This is a genomic window from Serratia sp. CY40230 (genome assembly GCF_052168835.1).
Lineage (GTDB): Bacteria > Pseudomonadota > Gammaproteobacteria > Enterobacterales > Enterobacteriaceae > Serratia > Serratia nematodiphila.
In genome coordinates, this window is the sequence record NZ_JBJNLX010000004.1 from 110689 (window position 1) to 131741 (window position 21053).

Genomic DNA, 21053 nt, shown 5'->3' on the forward strand with positions numbered 1-21053 from the left:
ATTGACCCTACATGGCGGCGGTTCGGTTGTATCTCACCGCGTCTTTGCCCACAATAAGCGGCAAGTTGGATTTTGTATAAGCTTAACGCAGTATTTTGAGCGCCAAAAGTGAAGAATTCGCCTGTTGCGCGGTAGTGGCAAAGCGCGGCGGGCGGCGTCCGGAAGAAGGTTGAAGAGGGCTGCCGTCATGATAGCGCGGAGTCTGCCCTGGCCCCGGAGCGAACACCATAACAGGACAGTAAAATCAATAAGGAGAACACGTGCCAAAGTACCCGGTCATGTGCTTGATATCTGTGTTGCTTGCGGCACCTGCAGCCTATGCGGCGAACGTGCGGCTGCAGGTGGAGGGGTTAAGCGGAGAGTTGGAAAAAAACGTCCGGGTGCGGCTGTCGTCGATCACGCCTGAAGAGGTCGGCACCGACGGCCGCTTCCGCGCACGGGTGGACGAGGCGGTGCGCCAGGGGCTGCGCGCGCTCGGCTATTATCAGCCGACTATCGAGTTTACGCTGGACGATCGGCCGGGGATGTCGCGCCCGGTGCTGCATGCCAAGGTCAATCCGGGCGAGCCGGTGCGCATCGCCGGCGCCAACATCGTGCTGGAAGGTGGCGCAAAGACCGATGAGGACTACCTGACGCTGGTAAAGAAGGGGCGGCCGACCATCGGCGAGATCCTCAACCACGGCAAGTATGACAGTTTCAAAGGCTCGCTGACCGGCCTGGCGCTGCGCAAAGGCTACTTCGACGCCGACATGACCAAAAGCCAGCTCGGCGTGGCCGAAGATCTGCACAAGGCGTTTTGGGATATCGATTTTAACAGCGGCGAACGTTACCGCTTCGGCAAGGTGAAATTCACCGGTTCGCAAATTCGCGAAGACTATCTGCAAAATCTGGTGCCCTTTCATCAGGGGGATTACTACAGTTCGGAGGATTTGGCCGAGCTGAACCGCCGTTTGTCCGCTACCAACTGGTTCAACTCGGTGGTGGTGTCCCCTGATTTCAACGATGCCAAAGAGAACAAGATTTTGCCGTTGGACGCGCTGGTGACCCCGCGCACGCGCAACACCGTCGAAACCGGTATCGGTTATTCCACCGACGTCGGCCCGCGGGTGAAAGGCACCTGGAAAAAGCCCTGGCTCAACGATCGCGGGCATAGCCTGGAAACCAGCGCCAGCGTGTCGGCGCCGGAGCAGCAGCTGGATCTGACTTACAAGATCCCGCTGCTCAAGAATCCGCTGGAGCAGTATTACCTGCTGCAGGGCGGGCTCAAGAACGTCGATCTTAACGACACCAAATCCGTGACCTCCAAAGTGGTGGCCTCGCGCAACTGGGATCTCTCCAGCGGCTGGCAGCGGGCGATCAACCTGACCTGGCGCTGGGATAACTTTACCCAGGGCAACGTCAGCAACACCACCATGCTGCTGTACCCCGGCGTCAGCTTCAACCGCACCCGTTCGCGCGGCGGGCTGATGCCGACCTGGGGCGACAGCCAACGCTATTCCATCGATGTGTCCGACACTTCCTGGGGCTCCGGCGTGGACTTCGCGCTGATGCAGGCGCAGAACGTCTGGATCCGCACCCTGGCCGACAAGCATCGCTTTGTAGCGCGCGGGCAGGTGGGCTGGATCGAAACCAACGACTTCGACAAGGTGCCGCCGGATCTGCGCTTCTTCGCCGGCGGTGACCGCAGCATTCGTGGCTACAAGTACAAAGACATTTCGCCGCGCGGCGACGACGGCAAGCTGACCGGCGCTTCCAAGATGCTGACCGGCTCGCTGGAGTACCAATACAACGTGACCGGCAAATGGTGGGGGGCGATGTTCGTCGATTCCGGTGAAGCGGTGAACGATATCAAGCAGAGCAACTTCAAGACCGGCGCCGGCGTAGGCGTGCGCTGGCAGTCGCCGGTGGGGCCGGTGAAGCTGGATATCGCCGCGCCCGTGGGGGACAAGGACACCCACGGGATGCAGTTCTACATCGGTTTGGGGCCTGAACTATGAGCCTGGTTAAAAAGATTTGCCTCGGATTTCTGGTCATTCTGCTGTTGCTGATCGGCGGCCTGGCCTTCCTGGTGGGGACCACCACCGGTTTGCATATGGTCATCAACGGCGCGGCGCGCTGGGTGCCGGGGTTGGAGATCGCCGGCGTCAGCGGCGGCTGGCGCGATCTGACGCTGAAGGGCGTGAAGTATCAGATGCCGGGCGTGACGGTCAACGCCGGGCAGTTCCATCTCTCCCTCGATCTCTCCTGCTTTAAACGCAGCTCGCTGTGCGTTAACGCCTTGACCGCTCAGGACGTGGACGTGGCGGTGAACACCAAAGAGATGGCGCCCTCCGCGCCGGTGGAGGAGAGCAGTGAACCGACCACCAATCTCAGCACCCCTTATCCGATCACCCTGCGCCTGCTGGCGCTGAATAACGTCAAGGTCACCGTCGACGACACCGCCATTTCTCTGGCCGAGTTCCGCACCGGCGCGCAGTGGCAAGAGCGCGCGCTGACGCTGATGCCAACCAAAATCGGCTCGTTGCTGATTGCCTTGCCGAAAACGCCGCAAAATCCGTTGCCGGAAGCGGTGCAACCGGCGGTCGAGGTGGCGAAAAAGGTCGGTGAGCAGGTTACCGACGCGGCGAAACCGGCGCCGCAGCCGGAGGAGAAGCCGCTCGGCGAAACGCTGAAGGAACTGTTCGCCAAACCGCTGTTGCCGGATCTGCCGGACATCCGTCTGCCGCTGGATATCACCGTGAAAGAGATCAGCGGCGAACAGCTGCGCTTGACCGGCGATACCGACGTGCTGATCACGAGTCTGTTGCTGCAGGCCAGCACGCAGGATCAGCATATCCAGCTGGACAACTTCGACGTGAAGTCGCCGCAGGGCACGCTGTCGGTGCAGGGGCAAGCGACCCTGACCGGCGACTGGCCGGTGGCGCTGACCGCCAACAGCGCGTTGAATATCGAGCCGCTGAAGGGCGAGAAGGTGAAGCTGAACATCGGCGGTGGGCTGCGCGATGAGCTGAAGGTGGCGCTGAACCTGTCCGGCCCGGTCGGCGCCCAGCTCGATGTGCAAACCCGGCTGGCCGAAGCCGGCCTGCCGCTGGCGCTGACGCTGCAGAGCAAACAGCTGAAATGGCCGCTGAGCGGCGAGGCGCAGTACCAGGTTAACGATTTCCGCCTGCGCTTTAACGGCAAGGCGACCGACTATGCGCTGTCGACGCGCGCCAATCTGAAAGGCCAGGATCTGCCGCCGGCGGTGCTGACGCTGGACGGCAAAGGCAACGTCGAGCAGTTCAAGCTGGAGCGCCTGCGCCTGGCGGCGCTGCAGGGCAATACCGATCTCACCGCGCTGGTGGACTGGAGCAAGGCCATCAGCTGGAACTCGCAATTGACGCTGAGCGGCATCAATACCGCCAAGCAGTGGCCGGAATGGCCGGCGAAACTCGACGGCAAGATCACCACGCGCGGCAGCCTGCACGGCGGCAGCTGGCAGCTGCAGGTGCCGGTGCTGCAGCTGGACGGCAACGTGAAGCAGAACAAGGTCACGGCGCGCGGCACGCTGAGCGGCAACGCCGCCGGGCAGTGGAAAATCCCCGGCATCGATCTGACGCTGGGGCGCAACCAGCTGAACGTCAAAGGACAGCTGGACGAGAAGAGCTGGAACCTGGACGCCAACATCGACGCGCCGCGTCTGGACGGCGCGCTGCCGGGCCTGGGCGGCACCGCCAAAGGGCTGCTGAAGCTGCGCGGCAATCTGCAGGCGCCTCAGCTGCTGGCGGATTTGACCGCCTCCGGTTTGCAGTGGCAGGCGCTGCGCATCAACCGGGTGAAGATCGACGGCGACGTGCGCTCCACGGATCAGATCCAGGGGCAGCTGGCGGTACGCGTCGAGCAGCTGAAGCAGGACGCGCTGGAAGTCAGCCTGCTGACCCTCGACGCCAAAGGCAGCGAGAAGCAGCATCAGCTGCAGCTGAAGATCGACGGCAAACCGGTCTCCGGCCAGCTGGCGCTGCAGGGCAGCTTCGATCGTCAGCAGCAGCGCTGGCGCGGCAATTTGAACAATACCCGCTTCGATACGCCGGTAGGGGAGTGGCGCCTGACGCGCGCCATCGCGCTGGACTACCTGAACACCGCGCAGAAAATCAGCATCGGGCCGCACTGTTGGCAGAACCCGAACGCCGAGTTGTGCGTGCCGAAGACCATCGAAGCCGGCCAGAGCGGCCAGGCCAGCGTGGTGCTCAACCGGTTCGATCTGGCGATGATCAAGCCGTTCCTCGGCCCGGAGACCGCCCTGAGCGGCGTGTTCACCGGCCGGGCCGACGTCAGCTGGAAACCGGGCGGCGCGCTGCCGGAGGCGAAGGTCACGTTGGCCGGCAACGGCGTCAAGGTGGTGCAGCAGGTGCAGGGCAATGCGCTGCCGATCGCCTTCGATACGCTGACCCTCAACGCCGGCCTGAACAACGGCCGCGCGCAGGCCGACTGGCGGATCAAACTGACCAACAACGGCCAGTTCGACGGCAATATCCAGGTGGCGGATCCGCAGGTGCGGCGCACCATCAGCGGCAATGTCAATATCACCAACATCTCGCTGGCGCTGATCAACCCGGCGCTGATGAAGGGCGAAAGCGCGGCGGGCATGCTGAACGCCAACCTGCGTCTGGGCGGCAGCGCGCAGAAGCCGCTGGTGTTCGGGCGTCTGGCGTTGGATCGGGCGAAGGTGCAGGGGCACTGGATGCCGTTCGATATGACCGACGCGCGGCTGGCGGTGAATTTCAACGGCATGACCTCGACGCTGGAAGGGCTGCTCAGCACCACGCGCGGCCAGCTGAATCTGGCGGGCGATGCCGACTGGCGTGACATCAATGCCTGGCGCGCGCGCATTGCCGCCAAGGGCGACAAGCTGCGGGTGACGGTGCCGCCGATGATCCGCATCGACGTGTCGCCGGATCTGGTGTTCGAAGCCACGCCGCAGCTGTTCTCGCTCAACGGCAAGGTCGATATTCCCTGGGCGCGCATCACGGTGCAGGAACTGCCGGAAAGCGCGGTGGGCGTCTCTTCCGACGAGGTGATGCTGGACGATCAGCTGAAGCCGATTCAACCGAAGACCGCCTCGATCCCGATCAACAGCAATCTGATGATCCACGTCGGCAACGACGTGCGGCTGGACGCCTTCGGCCTGAAAGCCCGCCTGAAGGGCGATTTGAAAGTGGTGCAGGACAAGAAAGGGCTGGGCCTCAATGGCCAGATTGACATCCCTTCCGGTCGCTTCCATGCTTATGGTCAGGATTTGATCGTGCGTAAAGGGCAGCTGATGTTCTCCGGCCCGCCGGATCAGCCGCTGCTCAATATCGAGGCGATCCGCAACCCGGAATCCACCGAGGACGACGTGACCGCCGGCGTGCGCGTGACCGGCCTGGCGGATGCGCCGAAGCTGGAAGTGTTCTCCGATCCGGCCAAATCGCAACAGGAAGCCCTGTCTTATCTGCTGCGCGGTCAGGGCTTAAGCAGTTCCGGCGCCGACGGCAACGCCATGACGTCGATGTTAATCGGCATGGGGGTTGCACAAAGTGGTCAACTTGTGGGTAAAATCGGCGAGGCATTCGGCGTGAGTAATTTGGCTCTGGACACTCAGGGGGTTGGCGACAATTCCCAGGTTGTCGTGAGCGGCTATGTCCTCCCAGGCTTACAAGTAAAATATGGGGTGGGCATTTTCGACTCGCTGGCCACGCTGACGTTGCGTTATCGCCTGATGCCTAAGTTGTATCTTGAAGCGGTGTCTGGTCTCGACCAGGCATTAGATTTGCTCTATCAGTTTGAGTTTTAGCGATGCGAATAATTGTCTACGGCAGTTTACGGCGCAAACAGGGAAACAGCCATTGGATGACCAACGCCCAATGGCTCGGCGAGCACGAGCTCGAAGGCTATCAGATTTATAATCTGGGCCATTACCCGGCGGCGATCCCTGGAGAGGGCACGATACATTGCGAAGTGTATCGTATTAACTCATCGATTCTGGCAGAGCTGGACGAACTGAAAAGCAACACCAAGGACTATAAGCGCGAGCTGATTCAGACGCCTTATGGGAGTGCGTGGATCTACCTGTATAAACACAGCGTGGACGGTTACCCGCGAATTACCAGCGGTGACTGGCTGAAACGCCTCGAAGATCAGTAATAAAAAAACACCGCTCAATGAGCGGTGTTTTTTCATCGGACGGCGGCGAAAATTACTTCTTGGCAGCGCGTTCGAAGGAGGCGATGATTTCCGCTTTAGCTGCGGCAGCGTCTGCCCAGCCTTCCACTTTCACCCATTTGCCTTTTTCCAGATCTTTGTAGTGCTCGAAGAAGTGAGCGATCTGGGCTTTCAGCAGTTCCGGCAGGTCGTTCACGTCTTTCACGTGATCGTACTCTTTGGTCAGCTTGCTGTGCGGTACCGCAACCAGCTTGGCGTCTTCACCGGCTTCGTCGGTCATCTTCAGCACGCCAACCGGACGGCAGCGGATCACGGAGCCCGGCTGCAGCGGATATGGGGTTGGGACCAGCACGTCAACCGGATCACCATCCAGAGACAGAGTGTGGTTGATGTAGCCGTAGTTGCATGGGTAGAACATCGCGGTGGACATGAAACGGTCAACGAACAGCGCGCCGGTTTCTTTGTCGATTTCGTATTTGATTGGATCGGCGTTGGCCGGGATTTCGATTACTACGTAGATGTCTTCCGGCAGGTCTTTGCCAGCTGGGACCAGATTCAAGCTCATGTCGGTTTCCTTTAATCATCAAACCAGAAATGGAGTGGCGGCTATTATAGCGGACTCTTTTGCGATTTCCTGCCCTTTTCATCGTCGAAAACCCAGTGTCTCTGCGCGCGGAGAATTTCCAGATTAATCCCGCCGCGGCATGAAGTTTTGCCTCCGCCTGCCGATAACTTCAACAAACAATAATGAGCCAGCAAAGCTGGCTCCGCGTTTTGCCACCCCTACTACGTCTGATCTCACTATTCTGAAGCCGGGAAGAACTCATGCTAAAAAAGATTACGGTGAAGGCTGGGCTGATCGCCCTGCTGAGCCTGATGACCATGCTGCTGATCATGGTCAGCGTTATTGGCGTCAACGCGATTAACGAAGGATCGCGCTCGATCCATACCTTGAACCAGATCCTCGGCGAAGAGCTGGGCTCGCTGGCCAACAGCTCCAACCTGACGCTGCGCGCCCGAACCGCCGCTTCGCTGGCGGTGCGCCAACGGGAGATCGGCCAGACTGATGTCTCCGACGCCACCGTGGGCCGCATCTACGGTTACCTCGAACAGTCGAACAAGGAAATGGCGCGCTTTGTCGGCGTCGGCACCGTGACCGAGCGCGGCCGCGAACTCTCCAATCGTCTGCAAAACAGCTATCGCGCCTATCTGGAGCAGGGCGTGAAGCCGATGGCCGCCGCCATCAAGGCCGGCAAGATCGATGAGTATTACCATATCCAGGAGACGCGCATTTCCGCCTTGAGCATCGCGTTTGAAAAGGATCTCACCGATTTCCGCAGCTTCGCCATGAAGCTCGGCGCCCAGCAGGTGCATGACGCGGAAAGCAACGCCAGCACCAAGATCTCGCTGATCGTGGTGGCGGGCCTGCTCAGCGTGCTGCTGGCGGTGCTGGCCTGGTTTGCGTTGCGGGTGATCATTTTGCGTCCGCTGGATGAGTCCATCGCGCAGCTGGAATACATCGCCGGCGGCGATCTGACCCATGAGATCCGCGGCGAGGGCGATACCGAGATGGGCCGCCTGGTGCGGGCGATGCAGCGCATGCAGCAGGCGCTGGCCAATTCGGTCAGCAAAGTGCGTGACGCCAGCAGCCAGATCGACACCGGTTCACGCGAACTGGCGGCCGGTAACCTGCATCTGGCGCAGCGCACCGAAGAATCGGCCGCTTCGCTGGAAGAGACTGCCGCCAGCATGGAACAGCTGACCTCGACGGTGAAAATGAACGCCGAGAACTGCGAGCAGGCCAACCAACTGGCGTTGAGCGTGTCCGATATCGCCAACCAGGGCAGCGACGTGGTCAGTCAGGTCATGAGCAAGATGCAGGCGATCACCGACAGCTCGCGCCGTATTGCCGACATCATCAGCGTGATGGACGGCATCGCCTTCCAGACCAATATCCTGGCGTTGAACGCAGCGGTGGAGGCGGCGCGCGCCGGCGAACAGGGCCGCGGTTTCGCGGTGGTGGCCGGCGAAGTGCGCAATCTGGCGCAGCGTAGCGCCCAGTCGGCGAAAGAGATCAAAGGGTTGATCGAAGCGTCGCAGAACCGGGTGCAGGAAGGCGAGCAGATGGTGGAGTCGGCGGCGCAGACCATGAGCGGTATCACCGGTGAAGTGGGCCGGGTGACGGCGTTGATGCGTGAGATCTCGGCGGCGACGCGCGAACAAAGCAGCGGTATCGAACAGGTAAACCTGGCGGTGGCGCAGATGGATCAGGTGGCGCAGCAGAATGCGGCGCTGGTGGAAGAGTCGGCGGCGGCGACGCGCTCGCTGGAAGATCAGGCTCAGCTGCTGGCGCAGAGCATGGCGGCGTTCAAGCTGTAAGGCGATAAGGGTTCGGCGCGGCGCCGAACCCTTGCCAGTAACGCGTTACTCGTCCGGGTTTTCGGCGATGAAGCGTTCTGCGTCTTCTACCATCGACTTGGTGCCGACGAAGAATGGCGCGCGCTGGTGCAGTTTCACCGGCGTGATGTCCAGAATGCGATTTTTGCCGTCGCTGGCCTTGCCGCCGGCCTGTTCGGCCAGGAACGCCATCGGGTTGCATTCGTACAGCAGGCGCAGCTTGCCTTGCGGGTGGCTGGCGGTGCTTGGGTAAATGTAGATGCCGCCTTTCAGCAGGTTGCGGTGGAAGTCCGCCACCAGAGAACCGATGTAGCGCGAGGTATAAGGGCGCTGCGTCGCTTCGTCCTGCTCCTGGCAGTACTTGATGTATTTCTTCACGCCGAGAGGGAACTTGATGTAGTTGCCTTCGTTGATGGAATACATGTTGCCGCTCGCCGGGAAGCGCACTTTCTCGTGAGAGAGACAGAACACGCCCAGAGACGGATCGTACGTGAAGGCGTGGACGCCGTAACCGGTGGTGTACACCAGCATGGTGGACGAGCCGTAAACCACGTAACCCGCTGCGACCTGGGCGCTGCCCGGCTGCAGGAAGTCTTCTTCGGTCACCGGCGTGCCGACCGGCGTGATGCGACGATAGATAGAGAAAATCGTACCGACCGAGACGTTGACATCGATGTTGGACGAACCGTCCAACGGATCCATCAATACGACATACTTGGCATTTTCAGCTCGCTCGCCGTCGAATATCACGATTTCATCTTCTTCTTCGGAAGCGATACCCGCAACTTCACCACGCGCTTTCAACGCCGCTTTCAGTTTTTCGTTCGCGTACAGGTCCAGTTTCATCTGAACTTCGCCCTGTACGTTGGACACCCCGCTGGTTCCCAGAATATCAACCAGGCCGGCCTTGTTGATGTCGCGGTGGATGATTTTGGCGCCCAGTTTAATTGCAGAAAGTAACGCGGTCAGCTCGCCGGTGGCGTGAGAGAAGTCGTGCTGTTTCTCGACGATAAATTCGCCTAACGTTTTCATGACACAATCCCTGAATCTACGGATGGATAGCGGCCTGTTAACAAACCGCCAACGTTTTCGCGTGCAGTGTAGCCCAAAGATGCGCGCCATTCATAGGCAAATCCATTTCTTCTGGACGATTCTGAGCGTTAGAATATGCCGACATTCGATGCACTCACATGAGAAACCTATGCGCATTCACATTCTTGGGATCTGTGGCACCTTTATGGGCGGGCTGGCGATGCTGGCGCGCTCACTGGGGCATGACGTCACCGGTTCGGACGCCAACGTCTATCCGCCGATGAGCACGCTGCTGGAGAACCAGGGGATCGATCTGATTCAGGGTTATGATCCCGCCCAGCTGGATCCGGCGCCGGATCTGGTGATCATCGGCAACGCCATGACGCGCGGCAACCCGTGCGTGGAGGCGGTGCTGGAGCGTGGTATCCCTTACGTTTCCGGCCCGCAGTGGCTGCACGACGCCGTGTTGCGCGATCGCTGGGTACTGGCGGTCGCCGGCACCCACGGCAAAACCACCACCGCCGGCATGGCGACCTGGATCCTCGAAGCCTGCGGCTACCAGCCGGGCTTCGTCATCGGCGGCGTGCCGGGCAACTTCGACGTATCGGCCCGCCTCGGCGGCAGCCCGTTCTTCGTGATCGAGGCCGACGAGTATGACTGCGCGTTCTTCGACAAGCGCTCCAAGTTCGTGCACTACAGCCCGCGCACGCTGATCATGAACAACCTGGAGTTCGACCACGCCGATATTTTCGACGATCTGAAAGCCATCCAGAAACAGTTCCACCACCTGGTGCGTCTGGTGCCGGGCAAAGGCAAAATCATCCTGCCGGACAACGACAGCCACCTGAAGCAGGTGATGGCGATGGGCTGCTGGAGCGAACAGGAGCTGGTGGGCGAAGAGGGCGCCTGGCGCGCGCAGAAGCTGACGCCGGACGCCAGCCATTACGCGGTGTTCCTCGACGGCGAGCAGGTTGGCGAAGTGAACTGGGCGCTGGTGGGCGAGCACAACATGCATAACGGCCTGATGGCCATCGCCGCGACTCGCCACGTCGGCGTGCAGCCGGCGGACGCCTGCCGCGCGTTGGGCGATTTCATCAATGCCCGCCGCCGCTTGGAGCTGCGTGGCGAAGCCAACGGCGTCACGGTTTACGACGATTTCGCGCACCACCCGACGGCGATCCTGGCCACTCTGGCCGCGCTGCGCGGCAAGGTCGGCGGCACGGCGCGCATTCTGGCGGTGCTGGAACCGCGATCCAACACCATGAAAATGGGCATCAGCAAAAACGATCTGGCGCCTTCGCTCGGCCGTGCCGACGAAGTGTTCCTGTTCCAGCCGCACCACATTCCGTGGCAGGTCGCGGAAGTGGCGGATGCCTGCGTGCAGCCGGCGCACTGGAGCGCGGATCTCGACACGCTGGTGGAGATGGTGGTGAAAACCGCACAGCCGGGCGACCACATTCTGGTGATGAGCAACGGCGGTTTTGGCGGCATTCACGATCGCCTGCTGGACGCGCTGGCGAAAAAGCAGGAACCGAAGGTGACCTACTGATCGCTTAGCCGCATCAGCCAACAAAGGGCCGCATTCGCGGCCTTTTTTACGCCCATAAAAAAGCCCTCGCGAGCGAGGGCAACGGGGTTCGTCGGATAGGACGACGAGAGGGTCTCTGGGAAATCGGCGTTTGCGTCAGAACTCGGCAGTGGCAGTGACGAGGGTAATCAGCTCTGCAAAGCCGTTCCCAGAGTTGTTATTTGTAAATCTCGGCGGTGGCGTGGTAGTTGCCTTCGTTACGGGCTTCGATCACGCGGTAGGCGGTCGCGCCTTTCGCGTCGGCTTTCTCCGACAACGCCTGGCGAATGTCGGTCGGCGCGCCGTCGATGCCGCTGACGGTAATGGTGCCGATAGATTGCAGATTGGCGGTCTGATCGTTAGTCACCAACTGGGCGGCAGACGCGCCGAAGGAGATGACGGACAGCAAACCGAGTGCAGCAACAGTAGTTTTCATGTTCATGATAGCGATCCTTGGTCATAACAGCCTGGAAGGGCTTGGCAGCGATTTTTATTCTTGAAGGCCGTTATGACAGCGTTTGATTCCAGAGATGTATTGCCCGTTGCCGGGTAATGCCGTTACTTATTTGTAGATTTCAGCGGTCGCATGGAAGTTGCCGTCGTTGCGCGCTTCGATCACGCGGTAAGCGGTCGCCCCTTTGGCGTCAGCTTTGTCGGACAGTGCCTGGCGAATGTCGGAAGGCGCAGCGGCGACGCCGCTCACGGTGATCACACCGGCGGGCTGCAGTTTTGCGGCCTGGGTTGCATCAACAGATTGTGCTGCGAATGCACCAAAGGAAAGCATGGACAGAACGCTCAGGGTTGCAACGGTAGCTTTAATTTTCATCATCTCACCTCATCGTATTCTTTTATCAGTTCCAACGAACTGTGATTCAGTTCACGAAAATGAGTATACAGCTAGTAACGCGAAAAATTAATAGTTCGCTAACAGTTGCTAGTGAAACTTTAACCTCATGATCCTTATTTTTTATAACCGTAAGGAATAAAAAACGCTCATAAAACGATCTTTTGATGTTAAATTTATGTAATTTCAATAAGGTAAGTGATTTTGACCAAAAGTGCGGAAGATCACAGTCGGTACTGCTGGTTACATAGAGATGTCATGGAAATGTGTTGTTGCGGGATAAAAAAGCAGTGTTAAACGCGGTTGAAGGCTGGGAAGGTAACGCGAGGGTTAAAGAAGCGCTAACAAAATGCGGTTTACAGCCGCACTTTGTTAGCGCCAGGTTTCACAGCTCTTGTTCGAACACGCCCAAGATCGCTTCATGCAGCTTCTGAGCGGTAAAGCCGTTGGACGGGGTGACGAAAATCGTGTCGTCGCCGGCAATTGTGCCGAGGATGCCCTGGGATTTACCCAGTGAGTCGAGCAGGCGGGCGATCAGCTGTGCGGCGCCCGGGCTGGTGTGGATCACCACGACGGCATCGTTATGGTCGACGTCGAGCACCAGATTCTTCAATGGGCTGGTGGTGGTCGGCACGCCGAGTTCGGCAGGAAGGCAATACACCATTTCCATTTTGGCATTGCGCGTACGTACCGCGCCGAACTTGGTCAGCATGCGCGATACTTTGGATTGGTTAATGTTTTCGAAGCCTTCTTCTTGCAGCGCCAAAACGATCTCGCCTTGAGAACTGAATTTTTCTTCTTTCAATAACGCTTTGAACGTCTTGATCAGATCTTCCTGTTTTGCGGGATTACGCATTTTGCACCGTGGAATGTTGATAGTGGAAGTCATGATTATGCATATAGATGAATTTTTATGCAACAAAGGCCGCCCCAAAGAAAATAAAAATGACCGGACGGCGAGGAAAGGGCGGCATTTTAACAAAATCCGGCCGCGATGAATATGCCCTTTTGACGACGGAAAATCGGCCTGCGCTGGTAAATAAAATGTTATTAAAATGATGTTGTTCTGATGTTGCGTAAGGGTGTAATGTAACGGCCGGTTAACTTGCTCGTGAATAACCTCGCACTATTTTTGATTAGTGTGCGCTATGCCCTTCATGCGTAAGCGATTTAATCTAAAATGGGCGCGACAGCGGCCGTTTTATTACACCTGCAGGCAAGAATTGGCTAATTTATTGTTTTGATAGGTGTAATAACTTAAGGTCCGTAACCAACACATTCACGGCGCTTTATATATTTAAGATAATAAAGGAGTATAGGATGAAAGTTGCAGTTCTCGGTGCTGCTGGCGGTATCGGCCAGGCCCTCGCCCTTCTACTCAAAACCCAGCTTCCTTCAGGTTCTGAACTCTCTCTCTACGACATTGCCCCCGTTACCCCAGGCGTTGCCGTCGACTTAAGCCACATCCCAACCGCAGTTAAAATCAAAGGCTTCAGCGGCGAAGACGCGACTCCGGCTCTGCACGGTGCGGACGTGGTGCTGATTTCCGCCGGCGTGGCCCGTAAGCCAGGCATGGATCGCTCTGACCTGTTCAACGTTAACGCCGGCATCGTGCGTAACCTGATTGAGCAAGTGGCGAAAACCTGCCCGAAAGCCTGCATCGGCATCATCACCAACCCGGTTAACACCACGGTCGCCATCGCGGCGGAAGTGCTGAAAAAAGCCGGCGTTTACGACAAGAACAAACTGTTCGGCGTGACTTCGCTGGATATCATCCGTTCCAATACCTTCGTGGCCGAGCTGAAAGGCAAGCAGCCTGAAGAACTGAACGTGCCGGTGATCGGCGGCCACTCTGGCGTGACCATCCTGCCTCTGCTGTCGCAGATCCCTGGCGTGAGCTTCACCGATCAGGAAGTGGCGGATCTGACCAAACGTATTCAGAACGCCGGCACTGAAGTGGTGGAAGCCAAAGCCGGCGGCGGGTCTGCAACGCTGTCCATGGGTCAGGCGGCCGCCCGTTTCGGTCTGTCTCTGGTGCGTGCGCTGCAGGGCGAGAAAGGCGTTGTGGAATGCGCTTACGTTGAAGGCGACGGCAAATACGCTCGCTTCTTCGCGCAGCCGCTGGTGCTGGGCAAGAACGGCGTTGAAGAACGCAAAGATATCGGCACCCTGAGCGTCTTCGAGCAGAAAGCACTGAACGAGATGCTGGACGTGCTGCATAAAGATATCGAACTGGGCGAGAAGTTCATCAATAACTGATCGACACCGATAGTCAGCCGATAAACGCCGCCGGACGCTGTTCCGGCGGTTTTTTTTGCTCCGCGTTCACGATTTGATGCGTGCTTTGCGATCCAGCAGGCAATCGCTGTGCGGATCGAAATAGCGGCTTGGCCAGATCTCCGAAGGGTGGATGCCTATCGCTTCGGCGATCAGCCATTCCCCCTTTGGCCACGGGCGCGACAGCGCATTGGCCAGCGTCGATGAGCTTAATCCGGCCTTGCGCGACACTGCCGCCAGCGTGGTGCCCTGCTTGCGTAGCGCCGCGATGATATCTGCCGGATGCCAATCTGGGTTCCTTGAATTCATGTTTACATTCCTTTTCTGATTAGCCAAAGTTGCGTTAGTGGTATAACTAACGGGTCATGGTTAAGCGTTTGAACAACGTGAAACGCTTATTCGGAAACAAGAATACCATTAAATTTCCTAAAAAATACCCAAGTAATTTCCAAAAAACGACATTGCCCACTATTGCCCAGAGATGATGGCTATGAAAAACGAGTGGTTTGCCGCCAAGGAACTGACAGGCATCGCAGGATTACCTTCCTCACCACAGGGAATCAATCTGATGGCCCGACGCGAAGGCTGGATCAGCCGCAGGCGTAAAGGCGTGCAGGGAAAAGCGTTGGAGTACCATATCGACAGCCTGCCTCCAGGCGTGCGTAACCTGCTGGCGCTGAAAGAAGACGGGGCGACATATGACGTAGAACGCCAGGATCCGTTGGCGGTCTGGATCGAGTATTACTACCATTTGACGGAGAGCGAGCGCGAGAAAATGGTGGCTTTCCTGATGCGGGAAGGGATTGGCGGCCTGCTGGCGCGTATCGACGAAGAGAGCAATACCTAGGCAGGCCCGCGTGGGCGGGCCTGATGAATGTATTGCGAAATTAAAATTTCTTAAAAATCGCGTTGTACCGCCAAATGGGCCAGGCCTTCCAGCGCTGTACGGTGCTCTGATGCCGGCAAGACCTGCAGCGCGGCGATCGCCTTGTCGGCTTCTTCCTCGGCGCGTTTGCGGGTGTATTCCAGCGAACCGCATTGCTGCATCGCCTGCAGCACCGGCTCCAGCAGGTGGCGGCCGTTGCCTTGCTCAATCGCGCCGCGGATCATGTCACGCTGGGCGTCGTCGCCGTTGTGCATCGCGTGCAGCAGCGGCAGGGTCGGTTTCCCTTCGTTCAGATCGTCGCCGGTGTTTTTGCCCAGCGTGCTGCCGTCGGCGCTGTAGTCGAGCAGATCGTCGATCAGCTGGAAAGCGGTGCCGAGATAGCGGCCATAATCTTGCAGCGCCTGTTCTTGCTCAGCGCTGGCGCCGGACAGGATCGCCGACGATTGCGCCGCCGCTTCAAACAGACGGGCGGTTTTGCTGTAGATCACCCGCATATAACTTTCTTCGCTGATGTCAGGATCGTGCACGTTCATCAACTGCAGCACTTCACCTTCGGCGATGACGTTGACCGCCTCCGACATCAGCGCCAGCACGCGCAGGGATTCCAGGCTGGTCATCATCTGGAAGGCGCGGGTATAGATAAAGTCGCCGACCAGCACGCTGGCGGCGTTGCCGAACGCTGCGTTGGCGGTGGCTTTGCCGCGGCGCATGTCCGATTCGTCGACGACGTCGTCATGCAACAGCGTGGCGGTATGAATGAATTCGATCAGGGCGGCTACGGTGACGTGCTTGTTGCCTTCGTAGCCCAACGCCCGCGCCGCCAGGACGGCGATCATCGGCCGGATGCGCTTACCGCCACCGCTGATAATGTAATAGCCAAGCTGATTGATGAGCGTGACATCGGAATTCAGCTGTTCGAGAATTGTTGCGTTCACGGCCGCCATATCTTGCGCGGTTAACTCGGTAATTTGCTCTAGGTTCATTGTGTTTTTTTCAGCTGTGTTTCTCTTCACCGCGTTGAGATCGCTGCTCACATCGGTACATGGCGGTAACTGTCCCTATGATTGTACTTGAAAAACGGTTCAGATAAACGCCACGAAAGAAACTGCGCTTTTTTTCTTCTTTTTTCTCCTTCTGGTCTTATTCTGCTCTTGTCATGCGCCGCTTTTTTGCGTAGAATTCGCGCCCTATTGTGAATATTTATAGCGCGCTCTGAACTAACACAGTCGGGCACGCGGAAAGCGGAGTTTTATATGTACGCGGTTTTCCAAAGTGGTGGTAAACAACACCGAGTAAGCGAAGGTCAGACCGTTCGCTTGGAAAAGCTGGACATCGCAACTGGTGAAGCGGTTGAGTTTGACCAGATTCTGATGATCGCTAATGGCGAAGATATCAAAATCGGCGTTCCTTTCGTCGATGGCGGCAAGATCAAAGCTGAAGTCGTTGCTCACGGTCGTGGCGAGAAAATTAAAATCGTTAAGTTTCGTCGTCGTAAACACCACCGTAAGCAGCAGGGCCACCGTCAGTGGTTCACTGACGTTAAAATCACCGGCATCAGCGCTTAAGTTAGGAGAGCGGATTAATGGCACACAAAAAGGCTGGCGGCTCGACTCGTAACGGTCGCGATTCAGAAGCTAAACGTCTGGGCGTAAAACGCTTTGGCGGCGAAGCAGTACTGGCAGGCAGCATCATCGTTCGTCAGCGCGGCACCAAATTCCACGCTGGTACCAACGTGGGTTGCGGCAAAGACCACACTCTGTTTGCTTTGAAAGACGGTAAAGTCAAATTCGAAGTTAAAGGCCCGAGCAATCGTAAATTCATCAGCATCGAAGCTGAATAATTTTTCGAGCCTTACGAAATAGATGTAAGCCCCGCAATTCGTTGCGGGGCTTTTTACATTTATGGGTTGCCTGAGGGTTGGCCCGTCAGCGTTGGCGAAGGTGATATGGATACGAAGCAGCAGGTCGGCGTTGGCATTTCTCTGGCGTTAACCACGGCGGTTTGCTGGGGCGCGTTGCCGATTGCGATGAAAGAAGTGTTGGTGGTGATGGAGCCGTTTACCGTTGTCTGGTATCGCTTTACCATGGCCGCCATCGGTTTGGGCGTGATCCTTGCGGTGCGCGGCAAGCTGCCGCCGCTGACGATGTTCCGCCAGCCGCGTTGGCTGCTGCTGTTGGCGATCGCGACGGCGGGGCTGCTGGGCAACTTTGTGTTCTTCAGCTCCTCGCTGCAATACCTGAGCCCGACGGCGTCGCAGGTGATTGGCCAGCTGTCGCCAGTCGGTATGATGTTCGCCAGCGTGCTGATTTTAAAAGAACGCATGCGCATCACCCAGGTCATTGGCGCCCTGATGCTGATTTGCGGGCTGATGCTGTTTTTCAACGTCAGTCTGATAGAGATCTTCACCCGGCTGACGGACTACACGCTGGGCGTCATGCTGGGCGTGTGCGCGGCGATGGTCTGGGTGAGCTATGGCGTGGCGCAGAAGGTGTTGCTGCGCCGGCTGGCTTCGCCGCAGATCCTGGTTATGTTGTACACTTTATGTGCGATTGCGTTGTTCCCTCTGGCCAAACCCGAGGTGATTTTCCAGCTTAGCGGCTGGCAATTGGCGTGCCTGCTGTTTTGCGGCGCCAACACGCTGATCGGCTATGGCGCGCTGGCGGAAGCGATGGCGCGCTGGCAGGCGGCGCAGGTGAGCGCGTTGGTTACGCTGACCCCGCTGTTTACCCTGCTGTTTTCAGATTTATTGGCGCTGGCTTGGCCCCAGGCATTCGCCATGCCGACGCTGAACATCGTCGGCTATGTCGGTGCGTTTGTAGTTGTGGCGGGCGCCATGTTTTCCGCAATTGGTCACCGGTGGTGGCCGCGACGGGCAGACCCCCCCCTGGTTGCTCCTTTGAAGCAGCCCGGTGAATGATTTACGGAGACGGTAAATGAAGTTTGTAGATGAAGCAGCGATTCTGGTCGTTGCAGGCGACGGCGGCAACGGGTGCGTCAGCTTCCGCCGCGAAAAATATATCCCGAACGGTGGGCCTGACGGCGGTGACGGCGGCGACGGCGGCGACGTCTACCTGCTGGCGGACGAGAACCTTAACACCCTGATCGACTACCGCTTTGAGAAGTCTTTCCGCGCCGAACGCGGCCAGAATGGTCAGAGCCGCGACTGTACCGGCAAACGCGGTAAAGACGTCATCATCAAGGTGCCGGTCGGCACGCGCGTGAAGGATCAGGGCACCGGCGAGATCCTCGGCGACATGACCCGCCACGAGCAGAAGCTGATGGTCGCCAAAGGCGGCTGGCACGGTCTGGGCAACACCCGTTTCAAATCTTCGGTCAACCGCGCGCCGCGTCAGAAGACGCTGGGTACCGCCGGCGAAGCGCGTGACCTGTTGCTGGAGCTGTTGCTGCTGGCCGATGTGGGCATGCTGGGGTTGCCGAACGCCGGCAAATCGACCTTCATCCGCGCGGTGTCCGCCGCCAAGCCGAAGGTGGCCGATTATCCGTTTACCACGCTGGTGCCGAGCCTGGGCGTGGTGCGCATGGATCACGAGCAGAGCTTTGTGGTCGCCGACATTCCGGGGCTGATCGAGGGCGCCTCCGAAGGCGCCGGCCTGGGTATTCGTTTCCTGAAACACCTGGAGCGTTGCCGCGTGCTGCTGCACCTGGTGGACATCGCGCCGATCGACGAATCCGATCCGGTGGAAAACGCCAAAGTCATCATCAACGAGTTGAACCAATACAGCGAAAATCTGGCGCAGAAGCCGCGCTGGCTGGTGTTCAACAAAATTGATGTGATTGGTGAGGAAGAAGCCGCCGAACGCGCCAAGGCGATTGTGGAAGGCATGGGCTGGGAAGGGAAGTACTACATGATCTCCGCCGCCAACCGCGAAGGCGTCAACGCGCTGTGCTGGGACGTGATGAACTTCATCAACACCCAGCCGAAAGCGATGGCGATCGAAGAAAGCGCACCGGAAAAAGTCGAATTCATGTGGGATGACTACCACCGCGAGCAAATCGCAGAAGTGGAAGCCGAAGCGGAAGATGACTGGGATGACGACTGGGACGAAGACGACGACGAAGGCGTCGAAATCATTTACCAGAAGTAATTCGGTGATAAAGGGCTCAGCAACGCTGGGCCCTTATTATTTGAGCGCCTTTTCCGGCAGCCAGCACTGGGCATTCAGGCCGCGCGCATCGCGGCGGTTTTCCAGCGTCAAACGCCCCTGGTGCAGTTGCGCGATGCGGATCACGATATTCAGGCCCAGTCCGCTGCCGCCGTAGCGTTGATCCATGCGGCGAAACGCCTGCGTCAGCTCCCCGACCATCTCTTCCTTGATCCCCGGGCCATCGTCGATGACCTGCAGCAGATAGCCGTTGTCTTGCGGCGTTAACCGCACCTGTATCGCGCCGCCTTCCGGGCCGTAACGGTGAGCGTTTTCGACCAGGTTGCGCAGCAGAAGCCGCAGCAGCACAGGATCGCCGTTCACTGTGGCAGCAGCCGGCAATTGCCAGCCCAGCGTCTGCCCGCGTTGGGCGGCCATTTCGTCGAGCTCTTCGCGCAGCGGCTGGATCACATCGGCTACCCAATCGAAATGCTGATAATGGCCGCTGGCGAAGTCTTGCCCGGCGCGCGACAGCATCAGCAACTGCTCGACGGTATGCATCAGTTGATCGATGCGGGCGATCAGCGCCTGGCTGCCCTTGACGCCTTGTTTTTCCATCAATTCCAGATGCAGGCGGATGCCGGCCAGCGGCGTGCGCAGTTCGTGGGCGGCGTCGGCGGTGAACAGGCGTTCCTGTTGAATGGTGTTGTCCAACCGTGAGAACAGCTGATTGAGCGCATTGGTGACGGCCACCATTTCCTGGCTATCGCTGGTGATCGGCAGCGGCGTCAGGTTATCGGCAGAGCGCTTTTCCAGCCGCTGCTGCAGTTGGTTGAGTGGGCGGATGATCCAGCTGATAGCCCAGAATGACGCCAACAGGGTGACGATCATCATGATCAGCGAAGGCGCCAACAGCGATGCGATGGCCTCGGCGATCTCGGTATCGACGCGTTCGGTACGCACTTTGGCGGACAGGGTTTCGTCCACCAGGAAGCTGATCTGCTCCTGGCTTTCGTGCCACAGCCAGAAGGCGCTGATGAGTTGCGTGACCAGCAGGATCAGCGCCAGCATCAGCAGCAGGCGGCGGCGCATGCTGATCATGACGAGGGTTCCAGGCGGTAGCCGATGCCGCGCACGGTGCGGATGCGATCCTTGCCCAGTTTGCGGCGCAGGTTGTGGATATGCACTTCCAGGGTGTTGGAACCTAAATCATCTTGCCAGGTGTAGAGATCCTGCTGCAGGAGTTCGCGGTTGACCGTCTGCCCGGCACGCATGATCAGGCGCGCCAGAATGGCGAACTCTTTCGGCGTGACCTCCACCGGCTGCTGTTGCAGATAGACCTGCTGGCTGGAGAGATTCAACTGCAGGTCATCCACCTGCATCAGATTGTCGCTGTGGCCCTGGTAGCGCCGCAGGAGAGCGCGCACGCGCGCCTGCAGCTCAACCAGCGCGAAGGGTTTGACCAGGTAGTCGTCGGCGCCGGCGTCCAGCCCATCGACGCGGTCTTCCAGGGCGTCGCGGGCGGTCAGGATCAGCACCGGCAGATCGATCTGCTGGCGGCGCCACTGCCGCAGCAGCGCTGCGCCGTCCATGTCCGGCAGGCCGAGATCCAGGATCACCATGCTGTATTGGCTGGTGATGAGCAGGCTGCTGGCCTCCGCCGCTGTGGCGGCGCAGTCGCACACGTAGCCTTCACCGGTCAGCGCCAGCGCCAGCCCTTGTTGCAGCAGTTCATCATCTTCAACGACCAGCAGCTTCATGGCGATC

General features: G+C 58.7%; 20 protein-coding genes. 11 read left to right on the top strand and 9 right to left on the bottom strand.

Annotated features, from left to right (window positions below; all coding sequences use genetic code 11):
* The first annotated feature begins 278 nt into the window (after positions 1-278).
* From tamA to ACJ8IJ_RS15185, 3 genes are read left to right on the top strand one after another with little or no spacing between them, the layout of a single operon-like run.
* Positions 279-1997, top strand: coding sequence for an autotransporter assembly complex protein TamA (gene tamA / locus ACJ8IJ_RS15175; protein ID WP_249339672.1), 1719 nt, complete (start codon positions 279-281; stop codon positions 1995-1997).
* The gene (gene tamB / locus ACJ8IJ_RS15180; RefSeq protein ID WP_131164164.1) at positions 1994-5812 is read left to right on the top strand and encodes an autotransporter assembly complex protein TamB; all 3819 of its coding nucleotides are present in this window, start codon (positions 1994-1996) and stop codon (positions 5810-5812) included. The genes tamA and tamB overlap by 4 nt, the downstream gene beginning before the upstream one ends.
* Positions 5813-5814: 2 nt before the next feature.
* Entirely contained in the window at positions 5815-6162 is a 348-nt protein-coding gene (locus ACJ8IJ_RS15185; RefSeq protein WP_004933596.1) for a gamma-glutamylcyclotransferase family protein, read from the top strand.
* A 52-nt stretch (positions 6163-6214) separates the two neighbouring features.
* Here ACJ8IJ_RS15185 and ppa read toward each other — a convergent pair whose 3' ends face one another.
* Positions 6215-6745 carry an inorganic diphosphatase gene (ppa, locus tag ACJ8IJ_RS15190; RefSeq protein WP_004933594.1) on the bottom strand — a complete coding sequence of 177 codons (531 nt, stop codon included), beginning with the start codon at positions 6743-6745 and terminating at the stop codon, positions 6215-6217.
* Positions 6746-7005: 260 nt separating this feature from the next.
* Here ppa and ACJ8IJ_RS15195 point away from each other — a divergent pair, with 260 nt between their 5' ends.
* Positions 7006-8559, top strand: a complete 1554-nt coding sequence (locus ACJ8IJ_RS15195; protein ID WP_049186985.1) for a methyl-accepting chemotaxis protein — start codon at positions 7006-7008, stop codon at positions 8557-8559.
* A 45-nt stretch (positions 8560-8604) separates the two neighbouring features.
* On the opposite strand, the gene fbp is transcribed toward ACJ8IJ_RS15195, so the two are convergent.
* The gene (fbp, locus tag ACJ8IJ_RS15200; RefSeq protein WP_004933587.1) at positions 8605-9609 is read right to left on the bottom strand and encodes a class 1 fructose-bisphosphatase; all 1005 of its coding nucleotides are present in this window, start codon (positions 9607-9609) and stop codon (positions 8605-8607) included.
* Between the two features lie 169 nt (positions 9610-9778).
* Here fbp and mpl point away from each other — a divergent pair, with 169 nt between their 5' ends.
* Complete coding sequence (gene mpl / locus ACJ8IJ_RS15205) at positions 9779-11158, top strand: UDP-N-acetylmuramate:L-alanyl-gamma-D-glutamyl-meso-diaminopimelate ligase (protein ID WP_016929338.1); 1380 nt, start codon at positions 9779-9781, stop codon at positions 11156-11158.
* Between the two features lie 196 nt (positions 11159-11354).
* Here the strand turns inward: mpl and yhcN (ACJ8IJ_RS15210) are convergent, their stop codons facing one another.
* From yhcN (ACJ8IJ_RS15210) to argR, 3 genes are all read right to left on the bottom strand, one after another.
* On the bottom strand, positions 11355-11618 hold the full coding sequence (yhcN, locus tag ACJ8IJ_RS15210; RefSeq protein WP_004933578.1) for a peroxide/acid stress response protein YhcN: 264 nt from the start codon (positions 11616-11618) through the stop codon (positions 11355-11357).
* Positions 11619-11738: 120 nt separating this feature from the next.
* The gene (gene yhcN, locus ACJ8IJ_RS15215) at positions 11739-12002 is read right to left on the bottom strand and encodes a peroxide/acid stress response protein YhcN (RefSeq protein WP_004933574.1); all 264 of its coding nucleotides are present in this window, start codon (positions 12000-12002) and stop codon (positions 11739-11741) included.
* Between the two features lie 403 nt (positions 12003-12405).
* Positions 12406-12876, bottom strand: coding sequence for a transcriptional regulator ArgR (gene argR / locus ACJ8IJ_RS15220; RefSeq protein WP_004933572.1), 471 nt, complete (start codon positions 12874-12876; stop codon positions 12406-12408).
* A gap of 464 nt (positions 12877-13340) precedes the next feature.
* On the opposite strand from argR, the gene mdh reads away from it, so the two are divergent.
* The gene (gene mdh, locus ACJ8IJ_RS15225; protein ID WP_442518765.1) at positions 13341-14279 is read left to right on the top strand and encodes a malate dehydrogenase; all 939 of its coding nucleotides are present in this window, start codon (positions 13341-13343) and stop codon (positions 14277-14279) included.
* Positions 14280-14345: 66 nt separating this feature from the next.
* On the opposite strand, the gene ACJ8IJ_RS15230 is transcribed toward mdh, so the two are convergent.
* Positions 14346-14606, bottom strand: coding sequence for a helix-turn-helix domain-containing protein (locus tag ACJ8IJ_RS15230; protein ID WP_049186983.1), 261 nt, complete (start codon positions 14604-14606; stop codon positions 14346-14348).
* A 181-nt stretch (positions 14607-14787) separates the two neighbouring features.
* On the opposite strand from ACJ8IJ_RS15230, the gene ACJ8IJ_RS15235 reads away from it, so the two are divergent.
* A complete protein-coding gene (locus ACJ8IJ_RS15235) occupies positions 14788-15144 on the top strand; it encodes a DNA-binding protein (protein WP_015376406.1) in 357 nt (118 codons plus the stop codon).
* Positions 15145-15194: 50 nt separating this feature from the next.
* Here the strand turns inward: ACJ8IJ_RS15235 and ispB are convergent, their stop codons facing one another.
* Positions 15195-16166: an octaprenyl diphosphate synthase gene (gene ispB / locus ACJ8IJ_RS15240; protein WP_016929331.1), complete on the bottom strand. Its 972-nt coding sequence runs from the start codon at positions 16164-16166 to the stop codon at positions 15195-15197.
* Positions 16167-16436: 270 nt separating this feature from the next.
* On the opposite strand from ispB, the gene rplU reads away from it, so the two are divergent.
* The 4 genes from rplU to cgtA all read left to right on the top strand — a co-directional run bounded on the left by rplU (position 16437) and on the right by cgtA (position 19289).
* Entirely contained in the window at positions 16437-16748 is a 312-nt protein-coding gene (rplU, locus tag ACJ8IJ_RS15245) for a 50S ribosomal protein L21 (protein ID WP_004933561.1), read from the top strand.
* A 17-nt stretch (positions 16749-16765) separates the two neighbouring features.
* Complete coding sequence (rpmA, locus tag ACJ8IJ_RS15250; RefSeq protein WP_004933559.1) at positions 16766-17023, top strand: 50S ribosomal protein L27; 258 nt, start codon at positions 16766-16768, stop codon at positions 17021-17023.
* A 105-nt stretch (positions 17024-17128) separates the two neighbouring features.
* Complete coding sequence (locus tag ACJ8IJ_RS15255; protein ID WP_021504260.1) at positions 17129-18100, top strand: DMT family transporter; 972 nt, start codon at positions 17129-17131, stop codon at positions 18098-18100.
* Between the two features lie 16 nt (positions 18101-18116).
* On the top strand, positions 18117-19289 hold the full coding sequence (gene cgtA / locus ACJ8IJ_RS15260) for an Obg family GTPase CgtA (protein WP_004933553.1): 1173 nt from the start codon (positions 18117-18119) through the stop codon (positions 19287-19289).
* Between the two features lie 36 nt (positions 19290-19325).
* On the opposite strand, the gene pmrB is transcribed toward cgtA, so the two are convergent.
* Together pmrB and pmrA are read right to left on the bottom strand one after the other, a co-directional pair.
* Positions 19326-20387 (bottom strand): two-component system sensor histidine kinase PmrB, encoded by a 1062-nt coding sequence (pmrB, locus tag ACJ8IJ_RS15265; RefSeq protein WP_021504259.1) that lies wholly within the window; start codon positions 20385-20387, stop codon positions 19326-19328.
* Positions 20384-21046 (bottom strand): two-component system response regulator PmrA, encoded by a 663-nt coding sequence (pmrA, locus tag ACJ8IJ_RS15270; RefSeq protein ID WP_004933545.1) that lies wholly within the window; start codon positions 21044-21046, stop codon positions 20384-20386. Before pmrA ends, pmrB begins: the two co-directional genes overlap by 4 nt.
* Positions 21047-21053: the final 7 nt, after the last annotated feature.

Coding starts and splice junctions, on each gene's coding strand:
- argR (WP_004933572.1), bottom strand. CDS start 12,876: ATGCGTAATCCCGCAAAACAGGAAGATCTGATCAAGACGTTCAAAGCG.
- ACJ8IJ_RS15230 (WP_049186983.1), bottom strand. CDS start 14,606: ATGAATTCAAGGAACCCAGATTGGCATCCGGCAGATATCATCGCGGCG.
- tamB (WP_131164164.1), top strand. CDS start 1,994: ATGAGCCTGGTTAAAAAGATTTGCCTCGGATTTCTGGTCATTCTGCTG.
- ACJ8IJ_RS15235 (WP_015376406.1), top strand. CDS start 14,788: ATGAAAAACGAGTGGTTTGCCGCCAAGGAACTGACAGGCATCGCAGGA.
- pmrB (WP_021504259.1), bottom strand. CDS start 20,387: ATGATCAGCATGCGCCGCCGCCTGCTGCTGATGCTGGCGCTGATCCTG.
- ispB (WP_016929331.1), bottom strand. CDS start 16,166: ATGAACCTAGAGCAAATTACCGAGTTAACCGCGCAAGATATGGCGGCC.
- ppa (WP_004933594.1), bottom strand. CDS start 6,745: ATGAGCTTGAATCTGGTCCCAGCTGGCAAAGACCTGCCGGAAGACATC.
- fbp (WP_004933587.1), bottom strand. CDS start 9,609: ATGAAAACGTTAGGCGAATTTATCGTCGAGAAACAGCACGACTTCTCT.
- tamA (WP_249339672.1), top strand. CDS start 279: ATGTGCTTGATATCTGTGTTGCTTGCGGCACCTGCAGCCTATGCGGCG.
- ACJ8IJ_RS15185 (WP_004933596.1), top strand. CDS start 5,815: ATGCGAATAATTGTCTACGGCAGTTTACGGCGCAAACAGGGAAACAGC.
- yhcN (WP_004933578.1), bottom strand. CDS start 11,618: ATGAACATGAAAACTACTGTTGCTGCACTCGGTTTGCTGTCCGTCATC.
- yhcN (WP_004933574.1), bottom strand. CDS start 12,002: ATGAAAATTAAAGCTACCGTTGCAACCCTGAGCGTTCTGTCCATGCTT.
- ACJ8IJ_RS15195 (WP_049186985.1), top strand. CDS start 7,006: ATGCTAAAAAAGATTACGGTGAAGGCTGGGCTGATCGCCCTGCTGAGC.
- rplU (WP_004933561.1), top strand. CDS start 16,437: ATGTACGCGGTTTTCCAAAGTGGTGGTAAACAACACCGAGTAAGCGAA.
- mdh (WP_442518765.1), top strand. CDS start 13,341: ATGAAAGTTGCAGTTCTCGGTGCTGCTGGCGGTATCGGCCAGGCCCTC.
- ACJ8IJ_RS15255 (WP_021504260.1), top strand. CDS start 17,129: ATGGATACGAAGCAGCAGGTCGGCGTTGGCATTTCTCTGGCGTTAACC.
- cgtA (WP_004933553.1), top strand. CDS start 18,117: ATGAAGTTTGTAGATGAAGCAGCGATTCTGGTCGTTGCAGGCGACGGC.
- rpmA (WP_004933559.1), top strand. CDS start 16,766: ATGGCACACAAAAAGGCTGGCGGCTCGACTCGTAACGGTCGCGATTCA.
- mpl (WP_016929338.1), top strand. CDS start 9,779: ATGCGCATTCACATTCTTGGGATCTGTGGCACCTTTATGGGCGGGCTG.
- pmrA (WP_004933545.1), bottom strand. CDS start 21,046: ATGAAGCTGCTGGTCGTTGAAGATGATGAACTGCTGCAACAAGGGCTG.